15 protein-coding genes and 1 pseudogene are annotated in these 14373 nt (G+C 66.6%); 8 read left to right on the top strand and 8 right to left on the bottom strand.

The window, feature by feature from the left end; genetic code table 11:
- Positions 1-18: 18 nt before the first annotated feature.
- From AYO52_RS08800 to AYO52_RS08795, 3 genes are all read left to right on the top strand, one after another.
- Positions 19-657: a hypothetical protein gene (locus AYO52_RS08800; RefSeq protein WP_067716053.1), complete on the top strand. Its 639-nt coding sequence runs from the start codon at positions 19-21 to the stop codon at positions 655-657.
- Between the two features lie 285 nt (positions 658-942).
- A complete protein-coding gene (locus AYO52_RS17700) occupies positions 943-1392 on the top strand; it encodes a helix-turn-helix transcriptional regulator (RefSeq protein ID WP_082923896.1) in 450 nt (149 codons plus the stop codon).
- Positions 1385-2638 (top strand): type II toxin-antitoxin system HipA family toxin, encoded by a 1254-nt coding sequence (locus tag AYO52_RS08795; RefSeq protein ID WP_067716144.1) that lies wholly within the window; start codon positions 1385-1387, stop codon positions 2636-2638. Before AYO52_RS17700 ends, AYO52_RS08795 begins: the two co-directional genes overlap by 8 nt.
- Positions 2639-2669: 31 nt before the next feature.
- Here AYO52_RS08795 and AYO52_RS08790 read toward each other — a convergent pair whose 3' ends face one another.
- The gene (locus AYO52_RS08790; RefSeq protein WP_067716050.1) at positions 2670-3809 is read right to left on the bottom strand and encodes a plasmid pRiA4b ORF-3 family protein; all 1140 of its coding nucleotides are present in this window, start codon (positions 3807-3809) and stop codon (positions 2670-2672) included.
- Between the two features lie 69 nt (positions 3810-3878).
- Between AYO52_RS08790 and AYO52_RS08785 the strand changes: the two genes are divergently transcribed.
- Complete coding sequence (locus AYO52_RS08785) at positions 3879-4487, top strand: hypothetical protein (protein ID WP_067716048.1); 609 nt, start codon at positions 3879-3881, stop codon at positions 4485-4487.
- A gap of 802 nt (positions 4488-5289) precedes the next feature.
- Positions 5290-5958: a DUF3800 domain-containing protein gene (locus AYO52_RS08775; RefSeq protein ID WP_067716045.1), complete on the top strand. Its 669-nt coding sequence runs from the start codon at positions 5290-5292 to the stop codon at positions 5956-5958.
- Between the two features lie 239 nt (positions 5959-6197).
- On the opposite strand, the gene AYO52_RS18855 is transcribed toward AYO52_RS08775, so the two are convergent.
- The 7 genes and pseudogenes from AYO52_RS18855 to AYO52_RS08745 all read right to left on the bottom strand — a co-directional run bounded on the left by AYO52_RS18855 (position 6198) and on the right by AYO52_RS08745 (position 11193).
- Positions 6198-7298: a type IV toxin-antitoxin system AbiEi family antitoxin gene (locus tag AYO52_RS18855; RefSeq protein ID WP_253702022.1), complete on the bottom strand. Its 1101-nt coding sequence runs from the start codon at positions 7296-7298 to the stop codon at positions 6198-6200.
- A 72-nt stretch (positions 7299-7370) separates the two neighbouring features.
- Positions 7371-7667 carry a heme-binding protein gene (locus tag AYO52_RS18705; protein WP_216635317.1) on the bottom strand — a complete coding sequence of 99 codons (297 nt, stop codon included), beginning with the start codon at positions 7665-7667 and terminating at the stop codon, positions 7371-7373.
- A gap of 122 nt (positions 7668-7789) precedes the next feature.
- A pseudogene (locus tag AYO52_RS19265) lies at positions 7790-7942 on the bottom strand (heme-binding protein); the annotation flags it as partial.
- A gap of 186 nt (positions 7943-8128) precedes the next feature.
- Positions 8129-8842: an alpha/beta fold hydrolase gene (locus AYO52_RS08760; RefSeq protein WP_067716141.1), complete on the bottom strand. Its 714-nt coding sequence runs from the start codon at positions 8840-8842 to the stop codon at positions 8129-8131.
- Between the two features lie 45 nt (positions 8843-8887).
- The gene (locus AYO52_RS19260; protein WP_253702020.1) at positions 8888-9049 is read right to left on the bottom strand and encodes a VOC family protein; all 162 of its coding nucleotides are present in this window, start codon (positions 9047-9049) and stop codon (positions 8888-8890) included.
- A gap of 245 nt (positions 9050-9294) precedes the next feature.
- Complete coding sequence (locus tag AYO52_RS08750) at positions 9295-10650, bottom strand: hypothetical protein (RefSeq protein ID WP_067716043.1); 1356 nt, start codon at positions 10648-10650, stop codon at positions 9295-9297.
- 153 nt (positions 10651-10803) lie between these two features.
- Complete coding sequence (locus AYO52_RS08745) at positions 10804-11193, bottom strand: VOC family protein (protein ID WP_067716040.1); 390 nt, start codon at positions 11191-11193, stop codon at positions 10804-10806.
- A gap of 199 nt (positions 11194-11392) precedes the next feature.
- On the opposite strand from AYO52_RS08745, the gene AYO52_RS08740 reads away from it, so the two are divergent.
- The 3 genes from AYO52_RS08740 to AYO52_RS08730 all read left to right on the top strand — a co-directional run.
- Positions 11393-12787: a GMC oxidoreductase gene (locus AYO52_RS08740; RefSeq protein ID WP_253702018.1), complete on the top strand. Its 1395-nt coding sequence runs from the start codon at positions 11393-11395 to the stop codon at positions 12785-12787.
- Between the two features lie 314 nt (positions 12788-13101).
- Entirely contained in the window at positions 13102-13521 is a 420-nt protein-coding gene (locus AYO52_RS08735; protein ID WP_067716035.1) for a transposase, read from the top strand.
- Positions 13522-13565: 44 nt separating this feature from the next.
- The coding region (locus AYO52_RS08730; RefSeq protein ID WP_067716032.1) for an IS3 family transposase at positions 13566-14373 on the top strand (808 nt) is incomplete at its 3' end.

Here is a 14373-nt window from a genome sequence, read left to right as displayed (position 1 = left end):
AGAGCACACACTGTGAGCATGCCGGAACCGGATGCCGCCGAGGCCTTCTCCGAACTGTATGCAGTCGTCCTGACGTATCGAAATCACTCGAACGTCCGGGTGAAGTGGTCACCCGATCGCGCCGTCTGGCTCGCAACTCACCCCATGTTTGCTGACGAGTGGGTGGACGCCCCCGGGGTCTCGTGGGCCAGCACCCCGAACGCACCCGCGGATGAGGAACTCAAGGCGGCTGTGCAGTTGGCCGCCAAGGCGCGCGACTGGTGCAACCGCTGCGGACTGAGCGACCCCTTGGCGCACTTCATTGCGGTCAACGTCTACGGCGTCCCCACTCTCTACTGTGTGCAGGCTCCGAGCGCCGACACAGTCGGATCGAAGGGAGGTGGCGGCCGCTCGAAGCACTGGGGAGGCCCTCTTGGATGCCGCAATGTCGGCCCATCGTTCGAGTCCGACTGGGGCCCGAACACCCCCTACGTCGGAACCGTCGCGGTTCACCTTTTCGGCCGGCCGCTCATCGCGGAAGAGGTCATCAACTGGCCTTGGTGCACCTTCTGCACCAACGCGGCCGGAGGCCCGAACGAAGTCGCCGACGAAAAGCGGCTCGAGTACATGCGCGACCAGGTCGCCAAGCAAGAGAAGCGCATCGCGAGTCAGCTCTGATGGTCAGCGATCTGATCCGGCAGCCGTCTTGAGCCGCCAGAGATGATCGCCGGCACTCAACCAATGCCCAGCACCCTGTCGAAGGCGTCCATCGCCGTGGAATCCGTGACGGGGCCCGCGAGCGGGGCGGGGCAGGGTCGCGCCGGGAGGTCACCGCAGGGCAGATGAGAAGACGACGACAACAGCCGTGCGCGCTCACAGTGTTAGCAATAGCGAACAGAACCGCTTGTGTTGGCTATTTCGAACGACTACCGTTTGTTAGATCCGCCGAACACTGGGAGCATCATGGCAACGTTCGCCGCTCGGGCCCGGGCTGTTACCGACATCGCTACGTCGGTGAGGGACGCCCGTCTCGCCGCTGGGATGAGTCAGGCCGACCTCGCGGCGGCAGCCCACCTCAATCGCTCGTGGGTGAGTCTCTTCGAGAGCGGACACACTCCCAATGCGTCACTGAGCAAAGTGCTCGCGATGATGGACGTTCTGGGCATCACGATTCGACTGTCATACACCGTTCCTGACTCAATTCCCCACGTACTCGAGTCAGCCCGTCGCACACGGCGCACGACGGAAGAATTCGAGATGGTCGAAGCACCGGCGGACGATGGTGAAGCCCTCACCGCCGCACGCCCGACTCCCCTCGATGAAGTGGCCCTTGCAGCGGCTCGCGCCATTCGGGAATCCCACCGTGCCCGCGCCATTGCAGATGACCTCGACCGGCGATCCTCCGATGACTGACAAGGAGCTCGCCGTCCTACTGTCAGGCCAGCGACTGGGGACGTTGAGGGAGGACCGTCATGGCAAACATTGGTTCTCCTACGATCTCGACGGCCCGGAACGGAATCTCTCGTTGTCCATGCCCAGACGGCGTCAACCCTGGGGCCCGGATCGCGTTGAACCCTTCCTCGACGGACTATTGCCGGGCGATCAGGCCGCGCGGGTCGAGATCGCCCGCACCTACGGTGCCGTCGCGGGCAACACGTTCTCCCTGCTCTCCGTTGTGGGTCGCGATTGCGCGGGCGCTGTGCAGTTCCTCCGCACGGAGGCGATGAACGAGATCGACGACGGGAGCCTCATACCGATGTCGGACTCCGACATCGGCGAGAGACTCAAGGAGCTCATCACGAGCAGGCAGCCATCCTGGCAGCTCCACGGCGAGCATTGGTCTCTTGCCGGAGCTCAAGAGAAGATCGCTCTCCATCACCGGGGAGGCCAGTGGCACCAGGCGACCGGTGCGATCCCCACTACGCACATCATCAAGCCCGGTGTTACCGATCTCCACTGCCAGGCGTACAACGAAGTCCTGTGTCTGGAAGCGGTCCGGATAATCGGGCTGCCGACGGCGAACACTGACTACGTCGACTTCGCCGGCACTTCCGCTGTAGTCAGCCGTCGTTGGGACCGCCACGTCGCCTCGGATGGAACCGTGACCCGTGTCCATCAAGAGGACCTATGCCAAGCTCTCGCTGTTCACCCGTCACGTAAGTACCAGGCCGACGGAGGTCCGTCCCCCGGCAATGTCATCGCCTTCCTACGGTCGCTCCGCCTCGAGGACGACATCTGGCTATTCGTTCGAGCCCTTTCGATCAACTTCCTCCTCGGCGCAACCGACGCCCACGCCAAGAACTACGCGATCCTCCACACCGACGATGCACCACCCCGGCTCGCACCGCTCTACGACATCGCGTCGATCTACCCCTACTCCCCGACTCGGAGTCAGCGCAGACTCGCCATGAAGATCGGTAGCCGGTACGGCTACGACGAGATCACCCTCCGCCACTGGATTACCTTCGCCGAAGCCAATGGTCTCGACCCGAATGTCGTCACCGCCCAGCTCTACCTTGACGCTGGTGAATTGCCCGGGGCACTCCGAGCTGCCCTCGATGTGCACGCCCCGCGCACGGACGACGAACACCGATTGGCGGAGACACTTCTGGATGGGGTCGATGCTCAGTGTCGGCAGGTTCTCGCCTGGTTCGGGTGAGCTCTCCGAGTTGCGGCCACGACGACGCCTGTCACCACCAGTCGAGCGGGGTGCCGTAGAGCCGGTCGTGCGGCAGGCTCCGGGCGATCAGCTCGGTGAGGCCCTCGTGGTCGTTCTTCAGCGCCGAGCCCCGGCGGGTCGGCCGGAGCTCGCCCTTGTACTTGCGCACCAGCCCCAGCGCGCGGGCCCAGTCCCGCAGCTGCCAGATCGGGAACGTGAGGTCTTCGCGATTGTTCTTCCCGATCCACGTGCGGTCCCAGCCGGTGTCGGCCATGAGTCGCTCGACCATCGTCGGCGGCAGGTACCCGGCCGCGGTGAGCTTGACGCCGTCCCCGATCCGCTCAAGCAGGATCTGCAGCTTCGCGGCCTCGTCCCGCTGGACTTCCCTGAGCGTGGCGGGCGTGTCGGCGATACCGGCCACTCGCCGCTGCGCATCCTCGAGGTCGAATTCTTCCGCGTCCCACCCAGCCCAGAACTCGATCACCTCCGGGTCCCAGTCCTCCGGGTCCATGTCCCCGGCGATCCACTCGGTGTATGACCAGACTCCCCCGCAGTCCTCCGGTGGGCATGCTCGGCGACCGGCCACCACGGTCGCATCGGGGAACTCGCCGTCGTCGTCGTCAGGTTCCAGGACCTTCTCCACGGTGACGCGGTGCGACCAACCGTCACCGAAGTCGTACAGGTAGAGGAACTTGTCGCCCACGCTGTGCGCCAGCTCGTCGAGCCGTACGTCGGCCTCGTCGAGCTCGCCCATCTCCCCGGCGTCGGGGTAGTCCATGGAGGCGAAGCGCTCGGCATCGCGGTCCTGGCGCGAGGATGCGTGGACGAACTCGTGGAGGTGACTGTTCGTCCAGCCCATGGCTTCCTGCAGGATCAGGTGCAGGCGCGGCAACTCCAGGTCGCTACGCAGGTCCAGGCGTCGCCAGATGGGCGGGGACGAGTCCAGCAGCTCGACCTTGACGCGATACGTCACCGGCGACTCGCGCCTCGGGTGCCGCCGGTTGACGGCCGGGCGTTCCCACGGGGACTGATAGTCAGCCCCGGCCGCCAGCGAGGCCATCAACTCGGTCTGCGGGACTCCCGCGCTCGCCAATGCGTCGAGAACCGCGTGCTTCAACTCGTCTGCGGTGAGGTCGCCTGGTCCGTAGGGGCGATCTGTCGAAGGCGTCACCTCACCGACGATACGAGATGCGAGTGGCGTGCTGGGACGCCCCCGTTCGGGAAAGTAGGCTCAGCCGCCATGGACACCGACGAGCCCGGGCTGTTCGACCTACCCGAGTCCGCGCCTGAGCCCACCCCGCAGCCCTCGCCTGCGCAGCCCCGTCCCGGGAGGAACCGCGAGACGTGGGCCTGCACTGTCACCGCGGAGGTGACCATCGTCGATGCGGCGACGGTAACGGCGGCCCTCACGCGGTACCTCAAGGACACCGTGGTGGTCGACGCGTTCTCCGGTGAGGTGATCGAGGATCCTGCGAGTGAGGATGCGGGACCCGATCCCGACCTTCCTCCACTGCCTCAACTGGCCTGGCTGATCTGGCCTACGCGCGGTCAGGAGGAGCTCCTCGAAGAGAACGCGTTCCGGGTTCTCGATGTCGAGAGCACTGTGACCACCGAGACCTACGACCGGGGCACGATCACGTGGACGGTCACGGTCAAGCTCACCGACGTCCAGCTCCTGCGTCGCGTCGCCACGCGCGCCCACCCCGCCGACGCCGACCTCATCGCGGACAGCCTGGCGGTCGCCTGGCAACGCGCCGCGGACCCGTTCGCTCCCCTGCACTCGATCCCGGGAATCTCGTGGCGCCCGCTGTCCGTCGACATCGCTCACGTGCCGGCGCGAAAGCGATGACGACGGCCGCCGCTCCCGCGCTCCGCGCACCGAGCCCCCAACCACCGGGCGGATCCCGCCGAGTGGACGATCCCGCTCGATCCGGGGCGCTCGCCCCCGACGCGGAGCGATCGGGCGGAGGCCAGGACGGTCAGCACGCGGGTCGAGCGACGTGCGGTAGTTGCGCGGAGTGGCGGGGTCCCTTGTGTAGGCCCACGGCGCCGGGGTGGCGGAGAGCCGAGGTGATCTGCCTGCCGGGTGTCGCCCCGGCGCTCAACTGCGGGACCTCCGAAAGGGACGTGCTCGCCTCGACGATGCGCCCACTCGCCCATGTCGACCTCCCGATGATCGGCAGTCCACCATTGCGCATCTGGGTGGACCTTCCGCGGTGGGGCGACGGCTCCACCGGCGAGGGCCCGATCCCCGAGCTGACAAATAACGTGATCACCTCGTGGCTCACCGGACCCGCTCCGTCTTAACGCTCGCTGTCCGACGTGGACTGCGGTCTTGAGGGCGACGACGACAAGGCCCACGACCGCCGAGAGCGGACCGCCACTTCCCGCCATTCGAACCGACCGGCATAGACCAACTCGTGCGGCGCGACGTAGAGCTGGTCCACGCTATTCACCCACCGCGCCCTCAACTCGTCACAGGGGCCTACAAGGCTGTGACTTGCTGGGGAGTGCCTGTGGATTAACAGCTGAATATTCGCGCTGACCTGCCTTTATGTCATCTGCGGGTAATGGCGCTTAGTGAGTTTCCCGCCCGAGGAGTGTCCTCTCGATGTGCTTCCATAGGTGGCAGTCGAGAGAAAGGCCCCTTCGTGGCGATCAAGTATCTGTTCGCAGATGAGAGTGGCGACCTCCAGTTCCTCCGCAATGGGAAGGCATCCAGGTACTTCGCGGTTGGCACGCTGTGCGCCGACGAAGAACAGGTGTGGGCGCTCCGGACGCGCCTCATGCGGCTCCGGGACGAACTGGCCTGGAAGGCCCAGGGTTTGGATTCGTGTTTTCACGCCTCTCCGGACGCCCAGGTCGTGCGAGACGCGGTGTTCGACGCCTTGGTGGAACTTGAGTTCCGGTTCGACATCACTCTGTTGGAGAAGTCCAAGGCCCAGCCCTCGATCCGCCCAACCGAACCGAAGTTCTACCAGTACGCCTGGTTTTTTCATCTCAGTCGGGCCGCCCCTCAGTTGTTCCACCAGGGCGATTCCATCCAGGTCGTCGCCGCTCAGATGGGAACCAGGAAGACCCGGGCTGCGTTCAGGGGCGCCGTGGACGATGTCATGGCCCAGTGTCTGCCCTTCCGCGCCAAGCGAGTATTGGCATTCTGGCGGGATGAGTCCGACTTCGGTCTCCAGGCTGCGGACTACTGCACCTGGGCGGTCACACGGAAGTGGGAGACCGGCGACGACCGGGCTCACAGACTGATCCGGAGCAAGATCAGGATCGAGAGTGACTACTTCGGGTACGGCACCGAGCACTACTACTGACGCACGAAACCCCAACCAACTAGGGATCATTCCCGAAGCCCAGGGGCTCTTTCGTCGATTGGGGTCGCACTGAAAACGTACCACCGTGTCAAGCAACTTGACAGCCCCAAAGCGTGTCGAGGTCATGACGGGCGGCCCTCCATGCCGGTCTCGCAATCAGCCCGTCGACTGCGGCCTGCTCGGACAACGCCTCGGCCGCGTCCAGAAGCGCAGACCGGGCACTGACGAGCAGATCGCCACTACCCCCTCCAGGACTGTTCATGTGCCCTCATCCATTCGATCAACTCGTTCGCCTCTGCGGGTGCCCGGCCCGGCCCGGTCATGAGGTCCACAGCCACCTGGGCCGGGCGGGCGACCGTGAGCCCTTCCAACGCGGTCATGGCGCGTTCCATGACGACGGGGTAAGTGGGTTCGATCAGCAGCACGTTCGCTCCCGCTTCGGTCGCGCGCAAGCCCCAGTTCGCCGCTGCACGTTCGACGTTTCGGACGTACACCATCGCCGACCTGGCTGGCGCGTAGGCAGCCCACGCTGCTGCTGCGACGGACCCGGTCAGCGCGTAGTCGACGTCCTCTTCCTCGCGCACCGTATCGAGAAGGTCCGACAGGCCCCGGGGAGCGATCCAATGGGACACGGCATTGGACCGGAGTAACTGATAGTCGTCGCTCCATCTGCGCAGAAGAGCTGCCCAGTCGGACACCAGGAATCGCCGGTCAGGCAGCCGCTGCGCAAGTTCCTGATCTTCGAGAAACTGCATCACACGGTATACCGACCCCACCGAGGCATTGGCGACGTCGGCGAGTTCCCGCACACGCCATGGCCCGGGAAGATCGAGTAGCGCTCTGACTACCTTCGCTGCGGGTTCTCCCTTGAGGGTGCCCCTCGGGCGCCCTGGCCCCCGCCAGGGATCTCTTTCGGCACCACGATCCGAGACGAAGAGTGCGGGAACGGGGGATGAAACCCTCATATTGCCGGTCGCATCAATATATGAAATGCCAGCCGCGTCGAGCCGCGCACGGTCGGCGGGCGCGAGATAGCGAGTCAAGACCAGGCACCCACTGTCCGGCACCTGGGCCATAGTGTCGCCGCACCTCTTCCGAAGCGCAGGTATGTCGCGAGCTACGACGGCGCTCTTGACGGTGACACAGAATGTTGCGGCACTCCCATCGGGAGCCTCGGCGATCATCAGAGATTCTGCGCCGCCAGATGTCGACGATGTAGCGCCCTGCCTGGTATCGATCTTCCACTCCGGCGGGAGTCTCTCGCGAAGTGCCTGGGACGCGGCATCGACGAGTTCCGCCTCCGAAGGGGGTCTCGAATCTATCGTCTTGCCGTTTATCATGTTCGGATAATAGCGCCGTTCCGCAGCCAACGGAAGCGGACAATTTGCCGAACACCGCCAGCGCGACGCGAGTCAGCCGCCTTCGGGCCACACCACGTCCTGCACGACCTCGTTGCGCCGCAGGAACCACGGCGTGAACGGCGGGTCGAACCGGGCGTACCTGGGCGGCCCGGTGGCGACCAGCCCGGCCCGGGCGATCGCGGCCTCGAGGTCGGCCAGGTGGCGTCGATAGGCCGACTCGCTCCACCGTCCCGAGTAGCGCACTGCTGCGGCGACACGGTCGGGCACCTGCTTGACCCGCACCCGAGGATCGGTGGGCACCGGCGCGGTCGCGGCGGTGAGCGAGGCGGGCAGGACAAAGGCGACCACGTGCTCCCGCCGTCGGCCTCGGTCTGGACCACGGGCGCGGTCATGGCGACCTTCTCGGAGCCGGAGGCCTCCTGGACGACCGGTGCCGTCATGGCGATGGACCCGGCGGACTTATTGTGACCGGTGATGTACCTGAAGAGAGCCCTGAACGCCTGGTTGCCGGCACTGCTGAAGGACCCGCGAACGGACACCTCCGCCGCGGCGTGGGAGGGGTACCGCCGCAGCTCGAACTCCGGGTGATGCTCGAGCACCTCGTAGGGCTGCTGCTCGGTCATGAATCGACGGTACGCGCGCGAGCGGCCAGTGGCGGCGCCGCGCGCCCAGTCACCGGAGACTGCCAGGCGGGCATGCCACTGGGCGACGTGGTGCGGGTGGAAGATCGCGACGACGACGATGACGACGACGAGGCCCACCTCCACCCGCCCGACCCGCGGCTGCCGGGTGGCGCGGAACCGGCCGGGTCAGCCGGTGAGCCCGCGGAGCCAGTCGACGATCGCGCCGGCCAGCTCGTCCGGGGCCTCCACCGGCAGCATGTGTCCGGTCTCCGGGATCTCGACGTAGGTGACGCGACCATCCCCGGCCCCATTCGCCTCAGCCCACCGCCGCTGCTCCTCGGTGGACACCACCTGGTCGTCCGACGCCCCCACGATCAGCACCGGGACACCAGCCTGCGCGGGAAACTCGCTGCGATCCGGCCGGGCGCCGATCGCCACCGAATGGGCGGCGAACCTCTCCGGCCCGTACACCCGCGCCGCGCGCAGCCGCTCGGCCCTCACCTCGGGGTCGTGGCCGCGGTCGCCGTAGTACACCGCCTCCATACCGTCGAGCGCAATCTCCTCGTACGCCTCCGGGCTCAGTCCCGCGGCGCGGTCCGCCCGCGCCTTCGCCGACTCCGGATCTTCGGCACCCACCGGGGCGGTGACCAGGACGAGCCCGGCCAGTAGCGACGGGTGCCGCTCGGCGAGATGCATCGCCACCACGCCGCCGAGCGAATGCCCCACGACGACGCTGCCGGGCGCAACCCGGCCCGCCACCTCGTCGACGAGTGCATCGAGGTCGGCCACGGCCGGAAGATCCAGCGGCGTGGCGTGGACGCCGTCCGGCAGCGCGCGCATGACCGGCGCCCACGTCTGTGCGTCACCGTGGAGGCCGGGGAGGAGGACGAAGTCGGTCATGGCCGCGAGGTTACCCACCCGAAACGCGCTCCGCGCCCCGCTCCGTCACTCCTCGCACAGACAGAACGGATGCCCCACCGGGTCCAGGTACACCACAAACCGCCCGTCGGGGCTGGGCTGGTGATCGTGTCGGCGGGCGCCGGCGGCGAGGACGGCCGGCTCGGAGTCGGCGATCGAGCTCACGTAGAAGTCGAGGTGCACTTGCATGGGAACCGAGCCGTCGGGCCATGTCGGCGCGCGGAAGTCGTGACGGTCTCGCAGCCGAGCGCCCGGTGCGCTCAAAGTTGAGATCGGCGCGCAGAGCTGACGCGGCGACAGCACATTCCCGTCGGGCTCAATGGTGGGACGACGACGAGGATCGCCGTCGCCCCTGATCGGCTCGCAAGTACTGGGTTGTGCGCAACCGCTTGAGCTCCCGAGTTAGATGGGACGGTAGGGCGGCGCCCGCCTCGCTATTCGCCCTCCGGTCCGTTCTTGTGGGATCGACGGGGCAGAAACTTTGACGCTCGCGAGTTGAGAGACCGCGGTGATTCTGCCGCTGTGTCCTCGGAGGACGCGGTCTCGTCCTCGACCGCCTCATCGTCGGTGCGCTTCCGAAGCAGTCGCTTGCTGAGCCCCTCCGCGGCCTTGCCGGTGGCCAGCCGCGCAGACTCAATCGTGTTGCTGCCTGCCTGCACTGCGCTGCCGAGGCCTTCACTCCCGGAAGCGACAACCTTGTCTCGCGCTTCGAGGGCGGCATCACGCCAGCGCCGGCCTTCGAGATCTGCTTGGTCGCCGTCGATGCCGAGAAGCTGCTGGAAGTCGATGACGTCGTTGTGGACCTTGTTACGCGCGCTCAACACCCGGGGTGCGGCCATCGGGTTGAGCAACAGCTTGGCGTCGGCCAGACCAGCGGCTGCATCCATGCGCTGGAGGAGTGAGGCGGTGCCGGTCGCGAGCTGGTCGAGCCGCCGCTGTCTGGCCAGCTGAAGTCCCTCACGATGGTCGTCGAGTTCACCGGGCGACGCGTCAAGAACTCGGTCAAGTTCCAGCACGGCGATCCCGTCCTGAAGACGGAAGCAGTGTGCAAGCACGGCCAGCCATTCCTGGACTGTCCGCTCCGCCTGCTTCGACACATCCGCCAGGTCATTCACCTTGTCCTGGCTCTCCAACTTCTCGGCGATGCCGGACAACTGCTTGAGCGCGTAGGCCTGCGTCCGCCCGATGGCGAGGCTCGTCGACTGCACCTTGGACCAGGTGATCTCGGAGACTCGTCCAACCGAGTCGCGGATGGTCATCGCTTCGTCGAGCACAAAGTCGACGCCGATCATGTCCGCGATCACGGCGTCCTTCTGGGCCCGCAGTACGTCGTCAACCTTGGCGTCGATGACGGCGAGGTAGTCGGTGATCTCGTCCATCGTCTGCTGCATGGCCATCTGCGCCATGACTCCGGCGGCGCCGGCCAGCATCGCAGGATTGGCGAGTGTCTGCCCGGGGCCGTTCACGATCTCGAGGATGCCCTTGATCTTCCCGTTGTCCTCGGTGAGGATCGCGCGGCTCACCTTTCCGCTGGAGCCCGTCATTTTCCGGCTCGTGTTGAACGCCGCTGCCGACTCCTTGGTGAGCTTGACCCAACGACCCGATTCGGCAGAGATCTCCGCCCCTGCTTGGGCGACGCCAGCTGCCGTATTGAGCGTGGAACTGATCCGCTTCAGATCCAACTCCTTCGATGGAAGGCCTTGCGAAGCCAGGAACTGTTCCACCGCGGTGCTGTCGCCGATCACGGCGACGCCGTCCCCGTCGTTGATCAACTCGATCTCGTGTGTCATTGACTACTCCAATGTGAGCGGGGTTCGCCCGCAGCCTGACGATAAGAATGCACTATCGGTACGACACTCACTGGCGCCGGTCTGGCACCCGCTTTGTTGGACACGCTGGAATGGACCGGACCACCCGTCGAAGTGGTACCGATCCCCGCTCCGTCACTCCCCACAAAGGCAGAACGGGTGCCCCACCGGGTCGAGGTACACCACGAACCGCCCGTCGGGGCTGGGCTGGTGCTCGTGTCGGCGGGCGCCAGCGGCGAGGACGGCCGGCTCGGAGTCGGCGATGGACTCCACGTAGAAGTCGAGATGCACCTGCGTGGGGACCGGCCCCTCGGGCCAGGTCGGCGCACGGAAGTCGGGGACGGTCTGGCACGCGAGCGCGATCGCGTCCGGCTCGCTCTCCGCCGGCAGGACATCGACCCAATCCGAGTACTCGGCATCGGCACGAATCCGCCAGCCGAGCACCGAGGCGTAGAACTCGGCGAGCTCTCGAGCATCGGGGCAGTCGAGTGCGACGACCACACGCCGCGCGGTGATCCTAGCCATGGCACCACGCTACGACCTGCGCTCCAGGCGCCTCAAGCATTCATGGACCGAGGCTCCTTCCGGGGTTCGAAGCTGGGGCGCTCCCCCGGTGTGCTCTGAGAATCGGCGACGACGACGAGGGCCCGCCGCCACTTGAACCGCCCCGCCGCTACCGGCGCTGCGCCTGACGCAGGCGGGGATCGCGACCCACATCGTGGAGATGGGCCGCAGCTGGGACACGCCGGGCCCGGACGGCAAGATCTTCTCGGGGATGCTCAATCCGGACAAGCGCTCCACCTGGCTCGCGGACACCACCAGCCAGCCGGTCAGCAACTTCATGGGCTTCGGGATCGACACGAAGGTGGAGCGCTACGTCGGGATCCTCGATGCCGAGAAGTTCTCGGGGGTCAAGGTCTACCAGGGCCGCGGCGTGGGCGGCAGCTCCCTGGTCAACGGCGGCATGGCCGTCACGCCCAAGCGCAGCCACTTCGAGCACATCCTCCCGAACGTCGACTCGGCGCAGATGTACGCCACCTACTTCCCGCGCGCGAACGCCGCCCTTGGCGTGAACCACGTCGACCAGGCGTGGTTCGAGTCGACCCCCTGGTACCAGTTCGCCCGCGTGGGCCGGAAGACCGCGCACCGCTCCGGGTTCGCCACGACCTTCGTGCCCAACGTCTACGACTTCGACCACATGAAGCGCGAGGCCGCGGGCACGGCGCCGGCCTCCGCCCTGGGCGGCGAGGTGATCTACGGCAACAACGCCGGCAAGAAATCGCTGGACAAGACCTACCTCGCCCAGGCCGCCGCCACCGGCCGGCTCACCATCTCGCCGCTGCACCGGGTCACGGCCGTCACCCCGGCCACCGGGGGCGGCTACAGCGTGACGATCGAGCAGATCGACGAGCAGGGCGCGGTGATCGCCACCAAGAACGTCACAGCCGACAAGGTGTTCTTCGCCGCCGGCAGCATCGGGACCAGCAAGCTGCTCGTGTCGATGAAGGCGCAGGGCCTCCTGCCCAACCTGTCCAACCAGGTCGGCGAGGGCTGGGGCAACAACGGCAACATCATGGTCGGGCGCGCGAACCACATGTGGGACGCCACCGGCTCCAAGCAGTCGACCATCCCCACCCTCGGGATCGACAACTGGGCCGACCCCACCGCATCGATCTTCGCCGAAATCGCTCCCCTACCGGCCGGGCTCGAGACCTACGTGAGCCTCTACCTGGCGATCGCCAACAACCCCGAGCGGGCCCGCTTCCAGTTCAACTCCGCCACCGGCAAGGTCGACCTGACCTGGAGCGCGTCCCAGAACCAGCCGGGCATCGCCATGGCCAAGAGGGTCTTCGACAAGATCAACAAGAAAGAAGGCACCGTCTACCGCACCGACCTGTTCGGCGTGTACAAGACCTGGGGCGACGACTTCACCTACCACCCCCTGGGCGGCTGCCTACTCGGCAAGGCCACCGACAACCACGGGCGCCTCCACGAATACCCCGGCCTCTACGTGGTCGACGGCTCCCTTGTCCCGGGCAACGTGGGCGTCAACCCCTTCGTCACCATCACCGCGCTCGCCGAGCCGAACATGGACGCGATCGTCGCTAACGACCTGTAGTAGACGAACCGCTGCCGCGGTTGTGCGGAGGGCACGGGCGGCGCCGACGGGCCGGACTCCCCACCGGGGTCCGGCCCGTGCGCCGTAGTTCGAGCGAGAAAACCGGACGACGACGAAGTCCGCCAGTGCCCTGACCGGCAAGGTGCCGCCGGGTAGCGCGGAACCGGCCAAATCAGCCCAAAGATCCGCGACGCCAGTTGACGAGGCCCTTTCCGCCAGACTGAGGTGAGACACCCGGGCTGGCTGGTTGAGAGGCTGGGGCGCGAGTAGAGGGAGAACCCAGCACGACGATTACTGCGACCACTGGCGCGGCCATGGAGGCCTCGCAGCCGACGACTTCGACACAGGAGACGTTTGAGCCCCCGCGGACCGGTCGGCCGGCTCGGCGGACGTTCTCAGCGGAGTACAAGCGGCGCATCGTCGCCGAGTACGACCAGGCCCCGGCGGGTGAGAAGGGCCGGGTGCTGCGCCGGGAGGGTCTTTACGATTCCAGCGTCAAGCAGTGGCGGGCCCAGATCGAAGCCGGAACACTGGGCACCGTGTCCAAGAACAAGCCTCGGGCGGGTCAGTTCCCGGAGCAGGCGCGTATCGCCGAGCTGGAAAAGCAGATCAGCAAGCTCGAGTCAGACGCCGTCCGGAAAGACAAGGTCATCGCCGACCGTCACGCCGCGTTGGAGGTCATGGGAAAAGGTGTCGCGTTCTTGGAAGCGCTCTCCAAGAAAAACAAGGAGTGAGCCGGGCTTCCTAGCGTACCTGGCAAGCCGAGACCGCGCAGCAGTTGACCGCGCTGCTGGGTGTGGTGCGGGCATGCGCGCTGGTCGGCAGGTCGAGAGCCACGCACCACCGGCAGGCGAACCCGACGCCGCGCCCCTACGGGCCGCACCCCAAAGCCCGGCACCCTGCCGAGCTCACCGCCGCCGAGCGCGCCGCGATCCTCGGGGTGCTCACCAGCGAGGCCTACGCTGATCTGTCCGTGGCCCAGGTGTGGGCCCGCGAGCTCGACGCCGGCCGGTACTACTGCTCGCAGCGCACGATGCACCGGATTCTGGCGGCGGAGGCGATGAACGGTGAGCGTCGCCGGCAGGCCACCCATCCGCCACGGGCGATTCCCGAACTGGTCGCAACCGGCGCAAATGACGTGTGGTCGTGGGATATCACGAAAATGCGGGGCCCGGCCAAGGGCATCTGGTTCCACGCCTACGTCGTCATCGACATCTACTCCCGCTACGTCGTGGGCTGGCGTATCGAGACCGTCGAAGACGGCAAACTGGCGGCCGACCTGGTCGCCGCCGCCATCGCTGAGCAGGGTCGTGCACCGGGGTATCTCCACGCCGACGGGGGCGCGGCGATGACCTCGAAGCCGTTGGCCTCACTCCTGTGCGATCTGGACATCACCCTATCCCACAATCGGCCGCGCACCAGCAACGACAACCCCTACAGCGAGTCCCAATTCAAGACGATGAAGTACACGCCGGACTACCCCGAACGGTTCGCCAGCATCGGTGCGGCACGGGCCTGGATGAACCAGTTCATCCACTGGTACAACCACCAGCACCGCCATAGCGGGATCGGACTGCACACCCCGG

This window comes from Dietzia sp. 111N12-1 (assembly GCF_001658045.1).
In the GTDB taxonomy this organism is placed as follows: Bacteria; Actinomycetota; Actinomycetes; order Mycobacteriales; family Mycobacteriaceae; genus Dietzia; species Dietzia kunjamensis.
This window is presented reverse-complemented; position numbering and strand designations above follow the sequence as displayed.

Bases quoted from the DNA above. Each gene is read 5' to 3' on its own strand.
- AYO52_RS08800 (WP_067716053.1), top strand. From the start codon at position 19: ATGCCGGAACCGGATGCCGCCGAGGCCTTCTCCGAACTGTATGCAGTC.
- AYO52_RS17700 (WP_082923896.1), top strand. From the start codon at position 943: ATGGCAACGTTCGCCGCTCGGGCCCGGGCTGTTACCGACATCGCTACG.
- AYO52_RS08740 (WP_253702018.1), top strand. From the start codon at position 11,393: ATGGGCCGCAGCTGGGACACGCCGGGCCCGGACGGCAAGATCTTCTCG.
- AYO52_RS08745 (WP_067716040.1), bottom strand. From the start codon at position 11,193: ATGGCTAGGATCACCGCGCGGCGTGTGGTCGTCGCACTCGACTGCCCC.
- AYO52_RS08735 (WP_067716035.1), top strand. From the start codon at position 13,102: ATGGAGGCCTCGCAGCCGACGACTTCGACACAGGAGACGTTTGAGCCC.
- AYO52_RS08750 (WP_067716043.1), bottom strand. From the start codon at position 10,650: ATGACACACGAGATCGAGTTGATCAACGACGGGGACGGCGTCGCCGTG.
- AYO52_RS18855 (WP_253702022.1), bottom strand. From the start codon at position 7,298: ATGATAAACGGCAAGACGATAGATTCGAGACCCCCTTCGGAGGCGGAA.
- AYO52_RS08760 (WP_067716141.1), bottom strand. From the start codon at position 8,842: ATGACCGACTTCGTCCTCCTCCCCGGCCTCCACGGTGACGCACAGACG.
- AYO52_RS08785 (WP_067716048.1), top strand. From the start codon at position 3,879: ATGGACACCGACGAGCCCGGGCTGTTCGACCTACCCGAGTCCGCGCCT.
- AYO52_RS19260 (WP_253702020.1), bottom strand. From the start codon at position 9,049: ATGCAAGTGCACCTCGACTTCTACGTGAGCTCGATCGCCGACTCCGAG.
- AYO52_RS08795 (WP_067716144.1), top strand. From the start codon at position 1,385: ATGACTGACAAGGAGCTCGCCGTCCTACTGTCAGGCCAGCGACTGGGG.